This is a genomic window from Actinoalloteichus caeruleus DSM 43889, from assembly GCF_000429185.2.
GTDB lineage: Bacteria > Actinomycetota > Actinomycetes > Mycobacteriales > Pseudonocardiaceae > Actinoalloteichus_B > Actinoalloteichus_B caeruleus.
In genome coordinates, this window is record NZ_AUBJ02000001.1 from 5,621,413 (window position 1) to 5,641,901 (window position 20,489).

Annotated in this window: 20 protein-coding genes; 8 read left to right on the forward strand and 12 right to left on the reverse strand. The window is 72.3% G+C overall.

The window, feature by feature from the left end; all coding sequences use genetic code 11:
* Nucleotides 1-235 precede the first annotated feature (235 nt).
* Nucleotides 236-1,153, reverse strand: coding sequence for an NADP-dependent oxidoreductase (locus G443_RS25620; protein ID WP_026419877.1), 918 nt, complete (start codon nucleotides 1,151-1,153; stop codon nucleotides 236-238).
* Nucleotides 1,154-1,281: 128 nt separating this feature from the next.
* Between G443_RS25620 and G443_RS22915 the strand changes: the two genes are divergently transcribed.
* On the forward strand, nucleotides 1,282-1,725 hold the full coding sequence (locus G443_RS22915) for a winged helix-turn-helix transcriptional regulator (RefSeq protein ID WP_026419878.1): 444 nt from the start codon (nucleotides 1,282-1,284) through the stop codon (nucleotides 1,723-1,725).
* 194 nt (nucleotides 1,726-1,919) lie between these two features.
* Here G443_RS22915 and G443_RS22920 read toward each other — a convergent pair whose 3' ends face one another.
* Together G443_RS22920 and G443_RS22925 are read right to left on the reverse strand one after the other, a co-directional pair.
* Entirely contained in the window at nucleotides 1,920-3,383 is a 1,464-nt protein-coding gene (locus G443_RS22920) for an alanine/glycine:cation symporter family protein (protein ID WP_026419879.1), read from the reverse strand.
* A gap of 366 nt (nucleotides 3,384-3,749) precedes the next feature.
* Nucleotides 3,750-4,481, reverse strand: coding sequence for a class I SAM-dependent methyltransferase (locus tag G443_RS22925; RefSeq protein ID WP_026419880.1), 732 nt, complete (start codon nucleotides 4,479-4,481; stop codon nucleotides 3,750-3,752).
* Nucleotides 4,482-4,693: 212 nt separating this feature from the next.
* On the opposite strand from G443_RS22925, the gene G443_RS22930 reads away from it, so the two are divergent.
* Together G443_RS22930 and G443_RS22935 are read left to right on the forward strand one after the other, a co-directional pair.
* Nucleotides 4,694-5,212 (forward strand): arsenate reductase/protein-tyrosine-phosphatase family protein, encoded by a 519-nt coding sequence (locus G443_RS22930; RefSeq protein WP_026419881.1) that lies wholly within the window; start codon nucleotides 4,694-4,696, stop codon nucleotides 5,210-5,212.
* Nucleotides 5,213-5,300: 88 nt separating this feature from the next.
* Nucleotides 5,301-5,762: a DUF6314 family protein gene (locus G443_RS22935; protein ID WP_026419882.1), complete on the forward strand. Its 462-nt coding sequence runs from the start codon at nucleotides 5,301-5,303 to the stop codon at nucleotides 5,760-5,762.
* Between the two features lie 112 nt (nucleotides 5,763-5,874).
* Here G443_RS22935 and G443_RS22940 read toward each other — a convergent pair whose 3' ends face one another.
* Nucleotides 5,875-6,570 carry a hypothetical protein gene (locus G443_RS22940; protein WP_051314204.1) on the reverse strand — a complete coding sequence of 232 codons (696 nt, stop codon included), beginning with the start codon at nucleotides 6,568-6,570 and terminating at the stop codon, nucleotides 5,875-5,877.
* Nucleotides 6,571-7,166: 596 nt separating this feature from the next.
* Between G443_RS22940 and G443_RS22945 the strand changes: the two genes are divergently transcribed.
* Nucleotides 7,167-8,183, forward strand: a complete 1,017-nt coding sequence (locus G443_RS22945; protein ID WP_051314205.1) for a glycoside hydrolase family 10 protein — start codon at nucleotides 7,167-7,169, stop codon at nucleotides 8,181-8,183.
* 162 nt (nucleotides 8,184-8,345) lie between these two features.
* Here G443_RS22945 and G443_RS22950 read toward each other — a convergent pair whose 3' ends face one another.
* Together G443_RS22950 and G443_RS22955 are read right to left on the reverse strand one after the other, a co-directional pair.
* The gene (locus tag G443_RS22950) at nucleotides 8,346-9,608 is read right to left on the reverse strand and encodes an NAD(P)/FAD-dependent oxidoreductase (protein WP_026419883.1); all 1,263 of its coding nucleotides are present in this window, start codon (nucleotides 9,606-9,608) and stop codon (nucleotides 8,346-8,348) included.
* A 136-nt stretch (nucleotides 9,609-9,744) separates the two neighbouring features.
* On the reverse strand, nucleotides 9,745-10,167 hold the full coding sequence (locus G443_RS22955; protein WP_026419884.1) for a VOC family protein: 423 nt from the start codon (nucleotides 10,165-10,167) through the stop codon (nucleotides 9,745-9,747).
* Nucleotides 10,168-10,205: 38 nt separating this feature from the next.
* Here G443_RS22955 and G443_RS22960 point away from each other — a divergent pair, with 38 nt between their 5' ends.
* Nucleotides 10,206-10,589 (forward strand): MerR family transcriptional regulator, encoded by a 384-nt coding sequence (locus G443_RS22960; RefSeq protein WP_026419885.1) that lies wholly within the window; start codon nucleotides 10,206-10,208, stop codon nucleotides 10,587-10,589.
* Between the two features lie 225 nt (nucleotides 10,590-10,814).
* Here the strand turns inward: G443_RS22960 and G443_RS22965 are convergent, their stop codons facing one another.
* On the reverse strand, nucleotides 10,815-11,798 hold the full coding sequence (locus tag G443_RS22965; protein WP_026419886.1) for a helix-turn-helix transcriptional regulator: 984 nt from the start codon (nucleotides 11,796-11,798) through the stop codon (nucleotides 10,815-10,817).
* Nucleotides 11,799-11,862: 64 nt separating this feature from the next.
* Between G443_RS22965 and G443_RS22970 the strand changes: the two genes are divergently transcribed.
* The gene (locus G443_RS22970; protein WP_026419887.1) at nucleotides 11,863-13,137 is read left to right on the forward strand and encodes an epoxide hydrolase family protein; all 1,275 of its coding nucleotides are present in this window, start codon (nucleotides 11,863-11,865) and stop codon (nucleotides 13,135-13,137) included.
* 706 nt (nucleotides 13,138-13,843) lie between these two features.
* On the opposite strand, the gene G443_RS22975 is transcribed toward G443_RS22970, so the two are convergent.
* Nucleotides 13,844-15,073 (reverse strand): FAD-dependent monooxygenase, encoded by a 1,230-nt coding sequence (locus G443_RS22975; RefSeq protein ID WP_026419888.1) that lies wholly within the window; start codon nucleotides 15,071-15,073, stop codon nucleotides 13,844-13,846.
* A 97-nt stretch (nucleotides 15,074-15,170) separates the two neighbouring features.
* Here G443_RS22975 and G443_RS22980 point away from each other — a divergent pair, with 97 nt between their 5' ends.
* Nucleotides 15,171-15,770 (forward strand): TetR family transcriptional regulator, encoded by a 600-nt coding sequence (locus G443_RS22980; RefSeq protein WP_026419889.1) that lies wholly within the window; start codon nucleotides 15,171-15,173, stop codon nucleotides 15,768-15,770.
* Between the two features lie 323 nt (nucleotides 15,771-16,093).
* Nucleotides 16,094-17,005: a YobF C-terminal domain-containing protein gene (locus G443_RS22985; RefSeq protein ID WP_026419890.1), complete on the forward strand. Its 912-nt coding sequence runs from the start codon at nucleotides 16,094-16,096 to the stop codon at nucleotides 17,003-17,005.
* Between the two features lie 114 nt (nucleotides 17,006-17,119).
* On the opposite strand, the gene G443_RS22990 is transcribed toward G443_RS22985, so the two are convergent.
* From G443_RS22990 to G443_RS23005, 4 genes are all read right to left on the reverse strand, one after another.
* Complete coding sequence (locus G443_RS22990) at nucleotides 17,120-17,947, reverse strand: ABC transporter permease (RefSeq protein ID WP_211237578.1); 828 nt, start codon at nucleotides 17,945-17,947, stop codon at nucleotides 17,120-17,122.
* A complete protein-coding gene (locus G443_RS22995) occupies nucleotides 17,947-18,903 on the reverse strand; it encodes a daunorubicin resistance protein DrrA family ABC transporter ATP-binding protein (RefSeq protein ID WP_026419891.1) in 957 nt (318 codons plus the stop codon). Before G443_RS22995 ends, G443_RS22990 begins: the two co-directional genes overlap by 1 nt.
* Nucleotides 18,904-18,934: 31 nt before the next feature.
* Complete coding sequence (locus G443_RS23000) at nucleotides 18,935-19,783, reverse strand: DUF4097 family beta strand repeat-containing protein (protein ID WP_026419892.1); 849 nt, start codon at nucleotides 19,781-19,783, stop codon at nucleotides 18,935-18,937.
* A gap of 67 nt (nucleotides 19,784-19,850) precedes the next feature.
* Nucleotides 19,851-20,372 (reverse strand): ribbon-helix-helix protein, CopG family, encoded by a 522-nt coding sequence (locus G443_RS23005; RefSeq protein WP_026419893.1) that lies wholly within the window; start codon nucleotides 20,370-20,372, stop codon nucleotides 19,851-19,853.
* Nucleotides 20,373-20,489 lie beyond the last annotated feature (117 nt).

A 20,489-nucleotide genomic window follows, 5' to 3' on the forward strand; every position in this document is an offset into this window, starting at 1 on the left:
GTGGCCGGACGAGGCTGGCGTGCGCGCCGCCGCCTGGCCGCCACTCGGACGGCACCGCGCGAACAGCTCCGGGGTTCCTGGCCGAGGGTCCCGAGGACCTCACCGCTCGAGACGGGCACGAGGGGCGTGGACCAGGTCCCCCGTACTCCCGCTGCTACCCGGACCGCACGCCGTCGTCGACACGGGCGAGCGGCATGGTGGGCCCACACCAGGACCGTCCCGCCGCCCTGGGAGGTCAGGGGTGGATCACGTACCGGCCGCGCACTCCGCCGCCGGCCACGGCGCGGTGCGCGTCCGGGACCTGGTCCAGTGGCACGGCGGCGTGCACCCGAGCGGGCAGCTCCCCGGCCGCCACGCGGCCGAGCAGGTCGTCCAACCGGGTGCTGTCGGGGCCCGCGACGACGGTGCGGACGGTGATCCCGCGCTCGGTGGCGGGCGCGTTGCCCGGTTGGACACCGACCAGGGTGCCGCCGTCGCGGACCAGGGCCAGCGCCCGCTCCTGGAACACCGCGCAGTCGGCGACGGCGTCCCACCCCGGTTCGGCGTGGGTGACGAACTCGGCGCCCAGACCTCGGACGAACTCCTCGTCGGCCGGCCTCGCCAGCCCGGTGACCCGCCAGCCGCGGTCGGCGGCGAGGACGGCCAGGTAACCGCCGACCGCGCCCGCCGCCCCGGTCACCAGCAGCCGGTCGGCACCGGGGGTCGCGTCGCCGAGCAGGTCGAGGATCCCCGCGGCGGCGAGCCCGTTGACCGGCACGGTCGAGGCTGTCGACAGGTCCAGCCCGTCGGGCACGACGGCGAGTTTGGCGACCGGCACGGTGAGCTGCTCGGCGTAGGAGCCGTGGTCGCGGTCGAAGCCGTCCACCAGTCCGGCGACCCGGGTGCCCACGGCCAGGTCCACATCCGGGCCGGTCGCGACGACGGTGCCGGCGAAGTCCCAGCCCAGACCGGTGTGGTCCGGCTGGTGGATCACCCCCCTGGCGTGGAACAGGCCGGCGGCGACCGCGAGATCGACGGGGTTGACGGCCGCCGCGGCGACCGCGACCCGGACCTCACCCCTGCCGGGCTCGCGGACGGGGACGTCGATGATCTCGATCGAGTCGGGGCCGCCGGGGTCGCGGACGACGGCGGCGCGGAAGGTGGACGTGCTCACAACGTGCTCCTCAGGACGGTTGCTGCCCCATGACTGGGTGCCAGCACCACTGTGGGTGAGATACTCCCCAACGGGAAGAAGGCACCTCGAAGTGCGTAAGGCACCCGGTGCTGGAAGGTGGGTGCGTGATGACGACGAGGACGGCGACCGAGCAGCGGGAGCGGGCGCGAGCGAGCTACGACGCCTTCCTGGCGGGCTGCCCCAGCCGTCAACTGCTCGACCGGATCTCCAACAAGTGGACCGCCCTGATCCTGGCCGCGCTCGGCAGCGGCGGTCCGCATCGGTCCGGCGAGGCCTGCGCCGACGGACCACGACCGATGCGCTACTCGGAGCTGGCCAGGCGGCTCGCCGGGGTCAGTCAGAAGATGCTCACCCAGACGTTGCGCTCCCTCGAACGCGACGGCCTGATCAGCCGCACGGTCACACCAACCGTGCCGGTCACGGTCACCTACGAGCTGACCGACCTCGGCCTCTCACTGCACCACCTCATGCGCGGCATCAAGGAGTGGGCCGACACCCACATGGACGTCGTGCTCGCCAACGGCGAGGCCTACGACAGCCGCCAGAGGTGACCTCGGGCGCGCCACGGCAGGCGTGGCGGGAGCCGACCACCTCGGGTGGGTCCGCAGCGCCCGAGGTGGCCCCAGGCGTCGTCGCGGCCGGCTGATCGAGTGATCAGCGCGTCTCCCGAGGTCGGACGCCCAAGCCGCCCGTCCCCATCCCACCCGCTCGGTGCGGCATCCCCGCCCCGTCCTCGCCGGCCGGGTCAGCTCTCGCTGACAGCCTCACGAGCCCGGTCGCCGTCGGGTTCCGGCTCCCAGCACGCCACGTTCTGGACGTCCGGCAGGCGGTCGCGGGTGAAGACGGGGTCGAGCCCCTGCCGCCGCTGCGCCTCGTAGTCCCGCAGCAGTCGCATCGCCACCGCCCCCAGCGGGGCGATCGCGACCAGGTTGATCACCGCCATCACGCCCATCGTGACGTCCGCGAGGTTCCACACCAGCTCCAGCGAGCTGATGGCGCCGAAGAACAGGACACCGACCACGACGATCCGGTAACCCAGCATCACGGCGGGACTGGACGTCAGGAAGCTCAGGTTCGACTCGCCGTAGTAGTAGTTGCCCATGACCGAGGTGAAGGCCAGCAGGAAGATGATCAACGTCAGCAGGTGCACCGACCAGGCGCCCAGGCTGGCCGCCAGCGCCTGCTGGGTGAGCTCCGCGCCCCCGAGGTCGCTGCCGTAGGCGGGGTTGGCGAACAGGATGATGAAGGCGGTGATCGAGCAGACGACGAGCGTGTCGAAGTACACGCCGAAGGTCTGGGCGAGGCCCTGCTTCACCGGGTGGCTCACCGACGCAGTCGCGCCCGCGTTCGGGGCGGAACCCATCCCGGCCTCGTTGGAGAACAGCCCCCGCCGGATGCCCATCATCACCGCGGTCCCCAGACCGGCGGCGCCGACCTCACGCAGGCCGAACGCCGAGGCGACGATGTCGGAGAACACCGCCGGGACCTGCTCGATGTTCATGCCCACCACGACCGCGCCCATCACCAGGTAGATCAGCGCCATGAACGGAACGGCCAGTTGCGCGACCGCCGCGATCCGGCGGACCCCGCCGAAGATGACCACCCCGGCCAACAGCGCGAGCGCGATGCCGACCGCCGGCGCCAACCAACCAGCTGTCTCCGCCCCACCGGACACCGTGTTCACCGAGTTGGAGATCGCCGCCGCGATGCTGTTCGACTGCACCATGTTGAACACGAAGCCGAAGGTGAAGATGATGACGACGGCGAAGAGGACTCCCATCCACCGCTGCCCCAGCCCGTGCCACATGTAGTAGGCGGGGCCCCCTCGGTAGCCGTCCCGGTCGCGCACCTTGAACAACTGCGCCAGCGTGGACTCCACGAACGAGGCGGAGCCGACGACCAGCCCCATGATCCACATCCACATGACCGCGCCCGGCCCACCGAGGCTGATGGCGATGGCGACGCCGGCGATGTTGCCGGTCCCCACCCGGGCCGCCGCGGAGATCGCGAAAGCCTGGAAGGAGGAGACGGCCGGCTTCCCGTCCCGCGCCCGCTCCGGCTTCCCTCCGAGGTTGCGGACCATCTCCCGGACCAGCCGGAACTGCACGCCTCGGGATCGCACCGTGAAGTAGATGCTGACCACGGCGAGCAGGGGGATGACCAGGTAGGTCCAGAAGTCGTCGTTCAGCGCGACGATCGCGTCGTTCACTGTTCCCCTACCTCGTTCTCCGTCGAGACGTACCGTTCTCGTCCCCTACGGCGGGTCGCGGCCCCGGGAGGAGACGATTTGGAGCGGCGTGATCGCACGCCGTGACCACGTCGGCCTGCGGCACCGTACACACGTTCACTCCACCGTGCACCCCCGGGCGGGGAGGGGTCGCCGGCGAGTCCCCGGTCCGCGCCGCGTCGTGCGGCGTCCTCCCTGGTGAAGGTCCGGTGAAGGGGCACGATCGAACCCGGTGTGATGTGGGTCGCGTCAACGGTGGAGGGCTCGGGGGCGCGCCACCAGGGAGGGTGGCGCCGGCGGGGCCGCTCCCCGTCCAGGTGTCCGGTTGAGGACAGGGGCCGGTCGGGCTCAGCGCCGGCGGCAGGTGTAGGCGGCGTACACGGAGCCGACGAAAGCGCTGTCGACCACCTCAAACCCCGCCCGGTCCACCATCGGTTCGAGCAACCAGCGGAAGGTGCTGAACTCGGTGCGGACGTGCTCCGCCAGGTCGTGCGCGGTGTACCCCCGCGCCGAGTCGTCCACGGCGTGCTGGAACCACCGGGAGAACACGGTCTCCACCTCCCCCGGGTCGGCGTCGTAGACCAGGTCGCGGAGCCGGAGCACGCCGCCCGGCCGGAGCAGACCGGCGATCCGGCGCAACGCGAGCGCTTTCCAGAAGTCCGGCAGCTGGTGCAGCGCGTTGCGGGTGTGGACGACGTCGGCGGGCGCACCGGTGTGCTCGTAGCTGAGGAAGCCCGCCCGCACGCACTCGACGTTCCGCCAGCCCTCGCTGGTGACCCTGGCCGCCAGCACGTCGAGCATCGCGGGGGAGACGTCCACGGCCACGACCCGCCGGACGTGCGGCGCCACCGCCAGCGTGAAACGCCCGGTGCCGGCGCCCAGATCCACCACGGTGGACTCCGAGGTCATCCCCGCAGCCCGCAGCGCGGCGAGGTCCGCCGCGATCTCCCCGTCCTCGTCGCTGGGAGCACCGTCGTCCCGGCGGAACCCGGCCTTGCGTTCGTAGCCGGCCACGAATTCCGGGTCCAGGTGCTCCGGCCCCGCGAAGGCCATCTCGTCCAGCCACCAGTCAGCGGTCATACCGAGATCGTGGCCCCGGGGCACGGGGCAGCGCCACCGAGATTCGCCCCTGTCCCCTCGGCCGGGTTCGGGAGAACCGTGAGGCGCGGCCACTCCGCGTGCGCCGTTCACCGGACGTCCCGTGCGTCGTTCCTCCGTCAGCCGGTGGAGATCCGGTAGCCGGGCTTCCCTGCACCCGAGTTCCCGCCCGGCGTCGCCGATAGCGTGAGCCGGTGCGCATCCTCTTCGTCTGCACCGGTAACACCTGCCGCTCCCCGATGGCGGCCGCCATCACCGAGGCCGTCGCCGCCCGGCGCTCCGTTCCGGTGCGGGTGTCCTCGGCCGGGCTACGCGCCGAGACGCTGATCAGCCCGGACACGACGGCGATGCTCCAGCGGCGGGGCATCGACCCGGGGCCGCGACCGGCCGTCCAGGTCACGCCGCACCTCGTCGAACAGGCGGACCTGGTGCTCGGCGCGACCCGCGCCCACCATGACGCCCTCCGCGCCGAGGTTCCCACCGCCGCCGGCCGGATCCACGTCTGGGCCGACTTCGTGGCACGGGCCGCCGCGCTGCCCCCGCAACCGGACCTCGACGGGTTGTGCGCCCGCCTCGCCGAGGGCGAACCCCTGCCGGACACCGACCTCGTCGACCCCGCCGGGCGGGGGCGGGCCGCCTACGAGACCGCGGCCGCCCAGATCGACGAACTCGCCGAGGGGCTCCTGGACGTGCTCGGCGCGTTCGCCAGGTAGTCCCGTCGCCCCGCGCCCACTGGCCGGCCCCGGGGCCGACCGCCCCACCGGCGGTGCCGCCGCTCCGGCTCCAGGACAATGCTGGGCGATGAACGCCGAGAGCGGCCCGCCGCCAGCGCCCACCGCCGACACCGATCTCCGGGGCTACCTGCTCGGGCGGTGGCGCCTGGACCGGGTGATCAGCACGCCCGAGGGAGGCGAACTCGGCACCTTCACCGGGTCGGCCGAGTTCACGGACGTGCGCCCCGCCCTCCTCCGCTACCGGGAGGAGGGCGAACTGCGGTTCGGCACGCACGTCGGACCCGCCTACCGAACCCTGTGGTACCGCACCACGGGCGCCGCCACCGCCGAGGTCACCTTCGACCACGGCGGGTTCTTCCACACCGTCGACCTCCGCGGGCCCCGGTGGAACGCCGAGCACCTCTGCGTGGCCGACCTCTACCGGGTGGAGTACCTGGTCCGGGACGAGAACACATGGGCGCAGCGGTGGCGGGTCACCGGCCCCGCCAAGAACCACGTCATCGCCACCGACTACCACCGCGGCGGTTGAGGACCCGGTTCCGCCCGGCCCCGTGCGAGCGTGCTCGTCCGAGCCGAGCGCCGCGCGGCCGGGCCCGCGTGGGACCCGGGAACTCCGCACGCAGGGGCGGCAGGAACCCTGGTCAGGGGCTCGGGAGGTGCGCGGCGATGTCGGCGACGGCGTGCAGCAGGGCCGGGTCCGGGCTTCCGGACAGCGGTTCAGCCTCCGCGATCGTCAGCACCCTGCCGTGGGGCTCCGACCCGTAGTACTCGGCGGTGAACCTGACTGCCGACAGCTCAGGGAACGGGCTCCACGCCGGGTGGAAGTCACCGGAACCGTGCTCATCGAAGACCTGCCGAAGGTCCCAGACCTCCGCCGCGTCGCGCATCCGGACCCAGGCGATCGACACCGCGACGTCGTTGCCGTGCTCGTCCCGCACCGAGAACAGCTGGCGGCGGAGGGACTGACATGGTGTCGTCTGGAAGAAGGTCCGCACCTGGCCGAACGAGTGCCGCGCGCAGTTGGTGTGCCGGCGACTCCGCTTCTTGTGCCGTTGGGTGACCCGCAGTTCCTTCCACGCCGTCGTCCGCTGCCCGTTCCTCGCCGCTTTCCTGGCGTTGGGCAGTCGGGTCTGGATGACTCGCGCGACGGCCTGGTTTCCCGCTCCGGTCACGACCTGGCCACCACCGAACAGCGTCCCGCCAGTCGTGCCGACGGACGCCGCTCCCATCAGCGTGACGGTGGCCGCCGCGGCAACCACCGGACCCGCCTTCCGGGAACCACGGCTGTCCTCGATGAAGATCTTTCTCCCGTTCTTGGTAATCCACCTACCGGCCATGCGGCTCCTCTGCTCCGGGGAAATCGGCCCATTCCTAGCGGGGGTGGGGGACAATTCTGCTCGCAGCGGCCCTCCGTTCACCCGGTCAGGGGATGGCGAGTGCGCGCGTGTCGCTGCTCGACGGCGTGTCGATCGGAGGTGCGCCGGGTTGCGAGGCGGTGGGGTTCGCCGAGGAGCGGGTGGTCGCTCGTGCGCCGTGGATGTGTCGAACGCCGCGAAGCTCTCGTCGAAACGGACGCGGAGAATGGGGCCGAATCCGTTCGAGAACTCGGCCACAATGGTGCCGGTATCGTGTCGAAAATTGCACTGTTCGGGTCAGTGTGCTGGCGGGTGGTCGGGTCGATGATATCTTCGTGCGCATTTCGGCCCGGCGGTCGTGATGTGGTGGTGGGCGAGGTGTCCGCCTTCTCCTGGTTCGCCACGCGTCTCGGGGTGGGCGTTCTCCTTTCCCGTCCGAACGGGAGTGTTGGTCGCTCCCGTGCTGTCGGGCTTCCCAACGGGAGGGAATTCTCGGTGATTTCCGGGCGCGGTCACCGGGAGGCCCTTCGCCGGGGGTGTGCGCGCGTGTCCGCAACGTCCAGAGAACAGGACAGACAATGCGACTGACAACGAGGTCAGTGCGACAGGCCGTCGTGGCGATCAGCGCGGCGGTGGCCCTGGGAACCGTGATGGCGCCACCCGTCGTGGCGGAGAGCGCTCAGGACACCCTCGGGGCCGCCGCGTCCCAGACCGGCCGGTACTTCGGTGCGGCCGTCGCGGCCCACAAGCTCTCGGAACCCGCCTACGTCTCGATCCTCGACCGCGAGTTCAACATGGTGACGGCCGAGAACGAGATGAAGATGGACGCGACCGAGCCCAACCAGGGACAGTTCACCTTCGGTAACGCCGACCGGATCGTCAACCACGCCCTCAGCAGGGGCATGCGGGTGCGTGGCCACACCCTGGCCTGGCACTCGCAGCAGCCCGGCTGGATGCAGGGGATGGAGGGGCCGGGGCTGCGGCAGGCCATGCTCAACCACGTCACCCAGGTGGCGGCCCACTTCCGTGGACGGATCCACTCGTGGGACGTGGTCAACGAGGCCTTCGAGGACGGCGGTTCCGGCGCTCGGCGCAACTCCAACCTGCAACGCACCGGTAACGACTGGATCGAGGCGGCCTTCCGCGCCGCCCGCGCGGCCGACCCCGGCGCCAAGCTCTGCTACAACGACTACAACATCGACGACTGGAGCCACGCCAAGACCCAGGCCGTGTACCGCATGGTGCAGGACTTCCGGTCGCGTGGCGTGCCCATCGACTGCGTCGGTCTCCAGTCCCACTTCTTCGGTGTGAACGTCCCGGCGAACTACCAGACGACCATCTCCAGCTTCGCCGCCCTGGGCGTGGAGGTGCAGATCACCGAGCTCGACGTGGGTGGCTCCGGGTGGCAGCAGGCGGACAACTACCGCCGGGTGACCCAGGCCTGCCTCAACGTTCCGCGTTGCACGGGCATCACGGTCTGGGGAATCCGTGACAGCGACTCGTGGCGGGCGTCGCAGACGCCGCTCCTGTTCGACGGGCAGGGGAACAAGAAGGAGGCCTACTACTCCGTGCTCAACACGCTGAACGGCGGTTGATCCGGACAGCGGTGACCACCCCGGTGCCGGGCCGGCCGTCCTGAGGGCGATATCGACGTCTCCGCCGCGGTCCTCGAGGCGAGGACCGGCCAGCACCGGGGTACCAGGGGACGGGCGCTCACCAGCGCCCGTCCCCGCCCCCGTTCCACGGTGGGCGGGCCGTCACCGCAGCGGGTCGAGTTCCCGCAGCGGGTCGGGTCGCCGGCCGGTGGTGATGAGTTCCGCCAACAGCCGTCCCGTCACCGGGCCCTGGGTGAGGCCCCACATGCCGTGCCCGCCCGCCACGTACACACCGGGTACTCCGACCTCCCCCACGAGCGCGCGGCCGTCCGGGGTGACCGGGCGGGGGCCCACCCACTCGTCGGTGCGCCGATCCCAGTCGACGCCGGTGAGCAACGGGCGTGCCGAGTCGACGATCGCCTCGATCCGGGCCTGGTCGAGGGCCGCGTCCGGGGGCTGGAACTCCATGGTGCCGGCCACGCGCAGCGACCCCCGGTAGGGAGTGCAGGCGACCCGGGCCTCCGGCAGGTAGATCGGTCCCGTCACGGGGTCCGAGGTCGGCACGGTGAAGGAGTAGCCGCGTCCGGCCCGCACCGGCACCCGCACGCCCCACTGGCGGGACAGGCGGTCCAACCAGGCGCCGGTCGCGAGGACCAGGACGTCGGCGGAGATCGTCTCGGCCGAGGAGGAGCGGACGACGGACTGGTCCGCGCTGCGGTGCGTCTCGATGACCTCGAACCCGTCGAGGACCACCCCGCCCCGGTCGCGCACCGAGTCGGCCAGTGACCGGGTGAAGGCCCCCGGGTCCACGTACCGCTGTCCGTCCAACCTGACGGCGGCGGTGATCTGGCCGGATGCCTGCGGGAGCCGCTCCCGCAGGTCAGGTCCCTCCAGGCCCGTGTAGTCGATGTGCTGGCCGACCTCCCGCATCCGGCGCAGTTCCTGGAGGAGGTGGGTCGCGTCGGAACGGTCGCGGAACAGCGCCGTCACCGGGGCACGGTGCGTCTCGGCCCTGACCCCGTTCTCCGCCAGTTCGTCGAAGGCGTCCAGGGCGGCCTGGTTGAGGGGGAGCCCGGCGTGGGCGGCGCGGCGCCACGAGCCCCACGTGCAGTGCGCGGCGAACCGGAGCAGGAAGCGCCACAGGTCCGGGTCGACCGTCACGGGCACGTGCAGCGGTGCCTTCGGGTCAGCCAGCGACCGCAGCCCGTAGCGCAGCACGCTGGGCTCGTTCAGGGGGATCGCCAGGCCAGGGGAGAGCCACCCGGCGTTGCCGTGCGAGGCTCCCGCCGCCACGCCGGCGCGGTCCACCACCGTGACCTCGACGCCGCGCTCCTGGAGGAACCACGCGGTCGACAGGCCCACCATCCCCGCTCCCACGATGACGGCCGACCGGGGCCCGCCGCTGCCTCGCGTTCCGGTTCCCATGACACCTCCAGGTCTGGACTTGACTGCTCTCCCCGAGCATGGCCCAGAATCCGTGACGTGTGTGTGTCGGGAGTGGACCGATCGTCGGAAGGTGATCCTCGACTCGCCCCGCCGGCCGCGCCGGGAACGACGGGGGTCATCCGCCGGGGCTGTCCAGTTCCTCGAACAACGTCAGCTGGAGGCCCGCCGGGCCGTTGAGGCGGGAGTTCAGCGACCGCCACGGGGTCTGTCGGGGGGAGGCGACGAGTTCGGCGCCACCGGCGACCAGCTCGCCGGTGCGTGCCTCCGCGTCGTCGACCTCGAAGGCGACACGCAGGCGAGCGCTGCGCGTCCCCTCCGCCTCGATGCCGTCGATCATCCGCACCTGCGCGGGGTTGGCGAGTTCCAGCGTGGCCGCGCCGGCGTCGAGGATCGCGACCCTGGCGTCCCCGTCGCCTTCGAAGGCCGCCCGCTGCGGGAGGCCGAGTACGTCCCGGTAGAAGGTGAGCGCCGCTTCGAAGTCCTCGGCCTCGACGACGAGGCGCAGCTGCCGGACCGGTGTGGTCGTGGTGTCGGTCATGCTGGTCACGGTAGGAGCTGACACTGATGTGAGGGCAAGTGCGAATCGGTGAACTGTCGCGGCGCACCGGGGCCAGCGTGCGGTCCCTGCGGTACTACGAGGAACGTGGGCTCATCGCCGCCGAACGAGGTCCCAGCGGTCAACGCCACTACGCCGGCCACGTCGTCGAGCGTGTCCTGTTGGTGCGGCGACTGCTCGAGGCGGGCTTGGGCACGCACGCCATCGCCGATGTGCTGCCATGCCTGGCCGACCCGGCGACCCAGACCACGTCCCTGACCTCCCGGCTGGTCGTCGAACGGGACCGCCTCGCCCGTGAGATCGCCGAACGGCGCAGGATGCGCGACGCCCTGGACAGGTTCATCGACCAGGCCCCGCCCCTCGCCGGCGCCGAGGGTTCCCCGGAGCCGGAGCGCGCCGGCTGAGGTGCCGGGCGTGGACGGTGGGGACGGTCGGCCACCGGGTGCGCCCGGGCGGCTGCGCGCCGGCTCACCGGGGTTGCCCACCCCGAGGCGCGGACCGGTGGGGACGCCGCCGTGCTGACCTCGTGGGGGTGTCCCTCTGTGGTTGTCACGCCGCAGCCGGAGTGGGGTGTGGTCCTCGCCCGCGCGACGCGCACCGCCCGACGGTGCGCACAGGTTCGGCTGCCGTCAGGCGGGCCCGGGCTGGTCGACGTGGTCAAGGGACCGCAGGCACCGCCTCCCGATGGCGCGCAGCGAGGCGACCAGCTCGTCGGGCCCGTCGACGAGGGTGAAGTCGGCGTCCACCGAGGTGATCATCCACGCCAGGTCGCGGGGGCTGTCGGAACCCACCCGCAGCAGGCAGCTGGTGTGGTCGACGGCCTCGAGGACGCCCATGCCCGGCCAGATCCGGTCCGAGACCGTCTCGGCCGGCTCGTGCAGGGTCACCGTCGCCTGGTAGGGCCAGGCCCGTGCGGACAGCTGGTGTGCGACGTAGCTGGCGGGGTCCTCGCCGCCCGGCAACTCCCGGGGAGTGAAACGGGGGCCGTTCGGGACGCGGGGCCGCAGCCGGTCGACCCGGAAGGTGCGCCAGGCGTCCCGGTCGGTGTCGAAGGCGACCAGGTACCAGTGCCGGCCGAAACTGACCAGGCTGTGGGGCTCGGCCGCTCGCGGGCCCTCGCCGCCGTGAGGGCTGGCGTAGTCGAACCGCAGGCCCTCCCGTCGCCGGCACGCCTCGGCGACCGCCATCAGGACGTCGGGGTCCACTACCGGCCCGGGAGCGGTTCCCGTGCGGACGGTCGCGGTGTGCAGGGTGTTCACCCGGTACCGCAGCCGGGAGGGCAGCACCTGTTCCAGCTTGGACAGGGCGCGCAGCGAGGTCTCCTCGACGCCGGCGACCGAGCCGGCGGTGGCGGTGCGCAGGCCCACCACCACCGCGACGGCCTCGTCGTCGTCCAGCAGCAACGGGGGCAACGCCGCTCCCGCGCCGAGGCGGTACCCCGCGCTGCCCTGGGTGGCGCCCACCGGGTATCCGAGCGAGCGCAGCCGCACCACGTCCCGGCGGACCGTGCGGGTGCTCACGTCCAGTCGGTCCGCGAGAGCAGCGGCGGTCCACTCCCGCTGGACCTGGAGCAGGGACAGCAGCCTCAGCAGCCTGGCCGACGTTTCCACCACACCATCAGAGCCTGGCCGCCGCTTAGGACGCGACCTGTCCCAACCGGTTCCTAGCGTCTCCCGCATGACAGGCACCGCCAACGGCATCCGGCCCTTCCGCATCGACGTTCCCCAGACCCAGCTCGACGACCTCCACGACCGGCTCGCCAACACCCGCTGGCCGGACGAGGTCCCGGGGGTGGGCTGGAGCCGGGGAGTGCCCACGTCCTACCTGCGGGAACTCACCGAGTACTGGCGGGAGCACCACGACTGGCGCGCTCGGGAGGCCGAGCTCAACCGGCATCCCCAGTTCACGACGCGCATCGACGGGCAGAACGTGCACTTCCTGCACGTCCGGTCCACCGAGCCGGGTGCCACGCCGCTGCTCCTGCTGCACGGCTGGCCGGGAACCTTCGCAGACTTCCTCGAGGTCATCGCGCCCCTCACCGATCCCCGCGCGCACGGAGGTGACCCGGCCGACGCCTTCCACCTGGTGATCCCGTCCCTGCCCGGGTTCGGCTTCTCGGTGCCGCTGGCCGGGCCGGGCATGAACGCGGCCAGGATGGCGGGGATCCTCGCCCGGCTGATGGCCGAACTCGGCTACGAGCGGTACGGCGTGCAGGGTTACGACACCGGGAGCTGGATCGCTCCCGAGGTGGCCAGGCAGGCGACCGACCACGTGGTGGGCGTCCACGTCAACGCCATGCTCTCCTTCCCGATCGGCGCGCCGGGGGAGATGGACAACCTCACCGAGAAGGAACAGCGCAGCTGGGACGGGATGCGGGACTACAACGACGGCTACCTCCAGTGCAACGCGAAGCGGCCGCGGACCGTCGCCTACGGGCTGCACGACTCCCCGGTCGGCCAGCTCGCGTGGATCGTGGAGAAGTTCAAGGAGCTGTCCGAGCCCGAGGACGGCCTGCCCGAGGAGAGCCTCGACCGGGACTGGATGCTCACCACCGTCGCCCTGTACTGGTTCACCGGAACGGCGGGCTCGGCTGCCCAGATCTACTACGAGGAGATGTCGGCGAACTCCTGGAGCGACGCCGAGGGGGGAGGCGAGTGGGACGCGTCAGGGGAGGCCGCTGCCTCCGGTTCGTGGGGCGGGGATGACCAGCCCGGAGCCGGTGAGGCGGGTGGGGCCGGGGGAACGGGCGAGACGAGCTGGGCTCCCGAGCGGGGCACGACTCCGACGGCGGTCCTGCTCTCCGCCCTCGACGTCACCGTCCGGCCGTGGGCCGAGCGTGACCACAACGTGGTGCGGTGGACCGAGTTGGAGCGGGGCGGGCACTTCCTGTCCCAGGAGGACCCTGGCGCGTTGGTGGCCGACGTCCGGGCGTTCTTCCGCCAGCTCCGCTGAGCGGGCGGCGGGGATACCGCCCCGGTCTCCCGCCGCTCCCGCGTGTGTTCGGGCGGCCCAGGGGGTGGGCGGCCGGCGTGCACGGGTCGCGTCCGCGTGCTCCTCGCCTCCGCAGGTGGAGTGCGAGGAGGTGGTGTCCCGCTCGTGGAGCGGTGGCCAGGTCCGTGGCCGCCACCTCGACGGGCAGCGGCCGCGTCGACCGTACTGGTTGAACGGCTCCTCGGGTGGATCCGGCGATGAGGTCGACCACCGGCTGGATCGCCGTGTCGGCGGGAGTGGCCAGGAGTCCGGCGAGCAGCCGTACGGCGGCCCTCGGTACCCGCCCGCCGTCGCCCTGGTGGCTGGACCGGACGAACCCGGGTCGTGGAGGACGTGGCGCACGTGCTCGTCGCCGATCCGGGTGCTGGACCGGCGACCCCGCCGCCGGTCCCGAACGTTCGCGGTCCCGGCGCCGGTCCCGGACGTTCGCGGTCCCGGCGTCGAGGTCCTGCGCGGTGGGAGGTCGCCTTCAGCGGACCGCCTCCCGAGGCGCCTCCGTCACGGTGGTGGCGGGGATCAGCGGGGTTGCCGCGGTCGACAGCGCTCCGTACGGGCTCGGTCCTCCGACACGTCGTGCGCCACGCCGAGGACGAGGTTGGCACTGGCACGGCCCCCTCGTCCTCGACGGTCCCCACGTCCGCGCCACGCCGGGCTGGCCCCGGCCAGCTCACCGCGGCGCGCGGCGCTCCACACCGGACGGCTGCTGGTTCGCCCGCCGGACGGCTCGCTGGACCATGCCCCGGATACCCGGGAGCTGGATGGCCCGCATCGCGAGGTCCCGTGCCCACACGTGCGCCTTCGTGGGCGGGGCGTACTGGCTCGTCCCCTTCCGCGCCAGTGCCTGCCGCTTCCGGACCTCAGCGCGCAGTGACGACTCCCAGTCGCTCAGCGCGGCCGGCAGGTCAGCACCGTGGTCGGCGAGGGCGGCGGCGAGCCGGTCGGCGCCGGACAGCGCCAGGCCCGCGCCCTGGCCGGCGAACAGCGTGACGCACCAGGCCGCGTCGCCGAGCAGCACGACCCGCCCCCGGCTCCAGCGGTCCGCCACGATCTGGCTGACCGAGTCGAAGTAGGCGAGGTCCGGGGAGGCGGCGAGTTGTCGGAGGACCTCGGGTACCGGGCCGCCCAGGTCACCGAACGCCGAGGTCAGTGAACCCGTCGCCCCGCGCCCCAGTTCGCCCTCGACATCGGCGCAGCGGTAGGTGAGGAAGGCCGAGGACCGGCCCGGCCCCAGGTTGGTGACGGCGGCGGTGCGGCCGGGGCCGATGAAGGTCGCGCTGGTCCGCTCCGGGACCTCCGGCGAGACCCGCTCCAGGGGGAGCGCGCCCACGACGTGCCGCAGGTCCACCCGGAAGTCGGCCTCGGGGCCGAACACGAGCTCACGGACCCCCGAGTGCAGGCCGTCGGCGCCGATGAGCAGGTCGGCGTCGACGATGTCACCGTCGCTCAGGGTGGCCTGGACCTGGTTGGTGTCCTGGTGGACGGCGCGGACGGTGGTACCGAAGCGGAACTCGGCGGCGCCCTCGGCCACGTCGTGGAGCGCTGATTCCAGGTCACCCCGGAACACGGTGACCGCCCGGCCGCCGAGGGCCGCCTGGGCGAGCGCGGCCGGAACGGTGAACTTGTGGCGTCCGTCGGCTCTGATGAGCACTGAGGTGAGGAATCCGAGGTCGCGTGCCCCGAGGGCGGGCAGGATGCCCAGGCGTTCGGCGGCGTCGTAGCCGGGGCCGGTCAGGTTCACCAGGTAGCCGCTGCTCCGCCGGGTGGGGGAGCGTTCCACCACGAGGACGTCCCAACCGCTGTGGCCGAGCCTGGTCGCGGCGGCCAGTCCCGCGATGCCCGCGCCGACGACGACCGCTCGACGCCGCGTCGTCCCGGGCGTGGTGAAGTCGGGTGCCATGCCTGCTCCCTCCTTGTATGAGCACGTGTTCAAACTCAAGTATGAACGCGTGCTCATCTCGGGCTGGGTGCGGGTACCCCCACCTAGACTGGGGCCCGTGCCCAGAGGTGTCGCCATCCCGGAGATCCGCCAGGAACTGTTCGCGGCCGTCGAACGCGTCATCGGCCGGGACGGGCCTGGCCGGCTCAGCGGACGAGCCGTCACCACCGAGGCCGGAGTCGCCAGCGGCCTGCTCTACGCCCACTTCGCCGACCTCGACGACTTCCTCGCCGCCTACGCGACCGATCGCGCCTTCCTGATCTCCGCCGGCACCTCGGCCCTCGCCGACCGGGCTGGCACCGGCGAGGTCGCCGGCAACCTGTGCGACGCGGTCACCGCCACACCGCTGACCAGCCTGCGGGCCGCCCTCACCCTCCTCGTCGCCAGGCCGGGACTGGTGGAACGGGTCCACGCCGTGCTCGGCCCCGGCAACAGCGGCCTCGACGCCCTCGAAACCGCCACCGCCCGCTACCTCACCGCCGAGCAACGGCTCGGCCGGATCGCCCCGACCGCGGATCCCGCCGCGCTCGCCCTCGCCGTGGTCGGGTCGTTCCACCACCTCGCGCTCACGGCCAACGCCGAGCAGGACGTCCCCGCCCGCCTCCGCCGCAGCGTCGCCGGCCTGCTGGCCCCCGTCACCTCGCCCGCTCCCGCGTGACCCGGCCGGGAGCACGCGCGCCCGTTCCGACCTCGCCGGGCGGGCAGCCTGCCGCCTGAAGGTCCCGGCCCGGCCCCACCACCCGGAGAACCGGCGCGCGCACGCCGAGGCTCCCCGTCACCACCGAGGGTTCGGGAAGCCGGTCGAACGCCCACGGACGTCCCGTCCCAGGGTTCCGGCGGTACGCCGACCTCGGCGTCCCCCGAACGCTCACGACCGTCGGGCCGGCCCCGGGAGCGGGCGGGCGACAACGGGACGGAGGCGGAACTCCCCGGCGTCGGGCGCGCGGACCACGACAGAAGGGAAAATGGCATCCTGACCGCGTGTCCGAGACCACCTACGCCGGATCCGGTCCCTACTGCTACTCCCACTCGATGGCGATGATGATGGGGGCGGCCGCGCCGGACGTGGCGGTCATCGAGACCCTGACCGGGAGCCCGTACGGCATGCAGCTCACCGAGGAAGCGACACCGTACTTCGACCCGGCCGGCTGGACCCCCGAGATCGGCATCGACCACGCCCTCACCGCCCTCGGCTGGTCAACGCACCGGAGCGGCGGAGGCGACGAACACGGAGCCCACGACCGCCTCCTGGGCGCCCTGGAAACCGGCCCCGTCCTGGTCGGCCCCGTCGAGATGGGACACCTGAGCTACCAACCGGGCAGGACCGGTCCCCTCGGGGCCGACCACTACCTCGTCGCGATCGGCCACGAGGGGGGACACCTGGTCCTGCACGACCCCCAGGGGTACCCGTACGCGCGCCTGCCCTGGGCCCAGTTCCGGGACGCGTGGCGCGCGGACACCGTGGACTACGCCGCCCCGTTCACCATGCGCACACGGTTCGTCCGCGAACGAGACGTCGCCCCCGCCGACGCCCTCCGCGCCTCCCCACCCCGCGCCCTCCACTGGCTGCGAGGCGACACCGCCCCGCCCGGCGCCCTCGCCAACCACGACGCCGCCCTCGCGCTCGCCGACCTCCTCAGCACACGGCCCGAGGACGTCCAGGAACACCTCATCCACTTCGCGGTGCGCGTGGGAGCGCGGCGACTCGCCGACGCGGCCCACTGCCTCCGCACCGTCGACCTCCCCGAGGCGTCCCGCGTCCTCACCCGGCAGGCCCGGCTCGTCGGTGCCCTGCAACACCCCCTCGTCACCGGGGACACCGCCACCGCCGCGCGCCTCCTGGTCGACCTCGCCCCCACCTACGAGGAACTGCGCGCGAGCATCCAGCTGTGACGCGCACGGACGTCGTCGTCCTCCCGACCGCACGGTCCACACCCGACCCGGCGGCCGCACGGGGGCCCCGGGGACCAGTGGGAGACCGGGCGGCGCGGGAGGACCGCCAGACGGTCAGCTCGGGTGCTCCCGACCGAACAGCCTCCGCGACCAGAGATACCCGCCCAGCGCGATGAGCGCGCACCAGCCGAGCGCGACCCAGCCGTGGTGGCCGACGGGCTGGTCCATCAGCAGGCCGCGCGACGTCTCGATGATCGGGGTGAACGGCTGGTACTCGGCGAACCAGCGCAGCCCGGCGGGCATCGAGTCCGTGGGGACGAATCCGCTGCTGAGGAAGGGCAGCAGGATCAACGGCATCGGCAGGTTGCTCGCGGTCTCCACACTCCTGCTGACCTGACCGAGAGCCACCGAGAGCCACACGAGGGCGAAGGTCACCACGGCGAGGAAACCCGTGGTCGCCAGCCAGCCGCCCAGCCCGGCCCCGGGCCGGAAACCGATGAGCAGTGCCACGCCCATCACGATCGCCAGACTGAGGAACGCCTGGATCACGCTCCCGACGACGTGGCCCGTCAGGACCGAGACCCGGGCGATGTGCATGGTGCGGAACCGGTCGATGATCCCCTCGGTCAGGTCCATGGCGATCGAGATGGCCGTGCCCTGCACCGTCGAGGCGATGGTCATCAGGAGGATGGCCGGTACGACGTAGGTGACGTACTCGGACCGTCCACCGGGGCCTTCGCTGATCCCGGCGCCCAACGCTCCGCCGAAGACGTACACGAACAGCAGGAGGAACACGATCGGCATCCCGACGAGCACCAGGGTCGTCGAGGGGTACCGGAGCATGTGCCGGAGGTTGCGGCGCGACATCGTCGCCGAATCCCGCAACGGGTGGAACCGGAGGGCGGCGGGCGCCGGGCCGGGGAGGGAAGGTGCGGTGCCCATCAGGTGCTCACCTTCTCGGCGCCGGGCTGGCCGGTCAGGGCAAGGAAGACGTCGTCGAGGTCGGGGGTGCGCACGGACAGCTCCTCGACCTCGATACTCCGGTCGTCGAGCCTGCTCAGCACTGCCCGCAACGACCGGAGACCGCCGTCGCTGGGCACGCGCAGGGCAAGCGTGCCGTTCTCCCGCGAGGACGTGTCGAGCGCGCGTTCGGCGTCCTCGAGGCTGGTCGGGTCCGCGAACCGCAGGAGCACGTGGCCCCCGGGGACGAGCCGTTTCAGCTCCTCCGCCGTGCCCTCCGCGACCAGCCTCCCGTGGTGGAGGACACCGATCCGATCCGCCAGTTCGTCGGCTTCCTCGAGGTACTGGGTGGTGAGGAAGACGGTCACCCCGGTGGACACCAGCTCGCGGACGATCCGCCACATCGCCCGGCGACTCCGGGGATCCAAGCCGGTGGTCGGTTCGTCGAGGAAGATCACCTGGGGGTCGCCGACCAGGGTCATCGCGAGGTCGAGCCGCCGCCGCATACCTCCCGAGTAGGTGGAGGCCGGTCGTCGAGCGGCATCGACCAGGTCGAACCGCCGCAGCAGCTCAGCGACGCGCCGCCGGCCGTCACGTCGGGGCCAGTGGTGCAGGTCCGCCATCAGGAGCAGGTTCTCCTCACCAGTGAGGAGGGAGTCCACCGCCGAGAACTGGCCGGTGACGCCGATCGCCGCGCGCACCGCGTCGGGTTCGGACGCCAGGTCGTGCCCGCGGACCCGCGCGGAGCCGCCGTCGGAGGCGGCCAGGGTGGACAGGATCCTGACGGTGGTGGACTTGCCAGCGCCGTTCGCGCCGAGCAGGGAGTACACCGTCCCGGCGGGGACGGTGAGGTCGAGCCCGTCGAGCACGACGTGCTCGCCGAAGGACTTGCGCAGCCCGGTGACCGAGATCGCCGTCTCAGGGGGTGCGGTCGCCATGGTTGTCCTTCCGTGTTGGGGTGGGCGACGATCAGGCACGGCTGATCGTGATGTCGCCGTGGGAGGTACGGGCACGGACGTCGACGGTCGACTCGGAGCCCTCCGGGCCCGAGGCCTCGTCCAGCAGGTTGCGCACTCGCCCGAACTTGGTGAACACCTCGAGCCAGGCGGCGGTACCGTCGGCGATGCCGACCTCGATCTCGCCGAGCGCGGACTCGAGCGTGACGGAGTCGCGAGTGGCCTCGTCCAGCCGGATGCTCCCGTTGGCGGTCTTCGCGATTACCCCGGCCTCCGCCCGCCCGACGGAGATGCCCCCGTTCGACGAGCTCAACCGGGCGTGACCCCCGACCGCGCCGAGGTGGATGTCGCCGTTGGAGTTCCTCACGACCGAGGTGCCCTCGACCCGGCCGAGCCTCACCTGCCCGGATCCGGTGTGGATCTCGATGTCCCCCTCGGTTCGGGTCACGGTGACGTGGCCGTGCCCCGTCTCCAGCCGCAGCGGACCGGTGTGTTCGAGGTGGACGTTCCCCATCGAGGTCCTGAACCGGGTCTCCGCGAGCCGGCCGACGCACGTCAGGTCGCCGAGCTGCACCGAGCCGGTCAGGCGGGAACCGGTGGGCAGCTCGACGACCACGTCGACCGACCGGGTCCTCCGGGAGAAGTCGAATACGGGCGCCCTCGGCCCCTGGACGCGCAGTACACCGTCGGTGTACTCGACGCTGACCCGCTGGGCGGCCCGCACGTCGGAGTCGTCGGACTCGTCGGTCGGGCGCACCTCGACCCACGTGTCGGCTCGGTCGCTCGCGATGATCCGCGTTTCGCTGGTGACGCCGAGTTCGATCAGGACGGCGATGGGTTCGGGCGTGTCGAATCTGGGCATGGTCATCCCCCGTGACGTGGTGGTGGGGCGTTCCCGTGGGTCGGGACGTGTGTCGGAGGTGGCGCGGTCAGCGGACCCAGCCGGTGAAGCCCTGCCTGCCGCGTGTGCCACGGCTGGCGTGCTCGGAGCGCGGGTCGCCCTCGGGCTGGCGCAGGGCGGCGGCGGCGGCGCGGACCAGCCAGGAGTTGACCGAGCGGCCCTCCGCGGCGGCGGCCTCCTCCACCGCTGCCTTCAGCGGTTCGGGCAGCCGGACGTTGATGCGCGTCGTCGGCCCGTCCTCGGGAATCGGCGGAACCTTCTCCGTCGTCGTGGTCCCACCAGCGGCCGAGCCGGCGAGGGGGTCGCTGGGCGGTGGGGTCACGACGAACTCCGGGTCGCGTCCGCGCAGGCGCACTTCCACCGACCCTGGGGCCAGCTCCCGGGTGATCTCGTCCGAGGCGGCGGAGAGGGTGTCCAGCAGGGTCATGCGGATCGCCGACTCGAGCGGGCCGGTCAGGCGCTCGACCAGCGCACGTGACTCCTCACCGCCGGCGTCGGCGAGTGCCGCCAACTCGCGGCCCAACTGGCCCACGTACGTGGTCAAGTCCATGATGCCATCATGGCACCACTTTGGCTCAGTTCCAAGGTTCTTGGCTCAGATCGATCTCGCGAGTGCCTTCGCGCGAACCTTCCCGAGGAACACCCGCTGGTCGCAGGACGGCCGCTC

What these genes read in the sequence shown, in the direction of transcription:
- G443_RS22915 (WP_026419878.1), top strand. Translation starts at nt 1,282, where the DNA reads ATGACGACGAGGACGGCGACCGAGCAGCGGGAGCGGGCGCGAGCGAGC.
- G443_RS23000 (WP_026419892.1), bottom strand. Translation starts at nt 19,783, where the DNA reads ATGCCCAGATTCGACACGCCCGAACCCATCGCCGTCCTGATCGAACTC.
- G443_RS22955 (WP_026419884.1), bottom strand. Translation starts at nt 10,167, where the DNA reads ATGACCGACACCACGACCACACCGGTCCGGCAGCTGCGCCTCGTCGTC.
- G443_RS22945 (WP_051314205.1), top strand. Translation starts at nt 7,167, where the DNA reads ATGCGACTGACAACGAGGTCAGTGCGACAGGCCGTCGTGGCGATCAGC.
- G443_RS22935 (WP_026419882.1), top strand. Translation starts at nt 5,301, where the DNA reads ATGAACGCCGAGAGCGGCCCGCCGCCAGCGCCCACCGCCGACACCGAT.
- G443_RS22950 (WP_026419883.1), bottom strand. Translation starts at nt 9,608, where the DNA reads ATGGGAACCGGAACGCGAGGCAGCGGCGGGCCCCGGTCGGCCGTCATC.
- G443_RS22940 (WP_051314204.1), bottom strand. Translation starts at nt 6,570, where the DNA reads ATGGCCGGTAGGTGGATTACCAAGAACGGGAGAAAGATCTTCATCGAG.
- G443_RS22995 (WP_026419891.1), bottom strand. Translation starts at nt 18,903, where the DNA reads ATGGCGACCGCACCCCCTGAGACGGCGATCTCGGTCACCGGGCTGCGC.
- G443_RS22990 (WP_211237578.1), bottom strand. Translation starts at nt 17,947, where the DNA reads ATGGGCACCGCACCTTCCCTCCCCGGCCCGGCGCCCGCCGCCCTCCGG.
- G443_RS22925 (WP_026419880.1), bottom strand. Translation starts at nt 4,481, where the DNA reads ATGACCGCTGACTGGTGGCTGGACGAGATGGCCTTCGCGGGGCCGGAG.
- G443_RS23005 (WP_026419893.1), bottom strand. Translation starts at nt 20,372, where the DNA reads ATGGACTTGACCACGTACGTGGGCCAGTTGGGCCGCGAGTTGGCGGCA.
- G443_RS22975 (WP_026419888.1), bottom strand. Translation starts at nt 15,073, where the DNA reads ATGGCACCCGACTTCACCACGCCCGGGACGACGCGGCGTCGAGCGGTC.
- G443_RS22970 (WP_026419887.1), top strand. Translation starts at nt 11,863, where the DNA reads ATGACAGGCACCGCCAACGGCATCCGGCCCTTCCGCATCGACGTTCCC.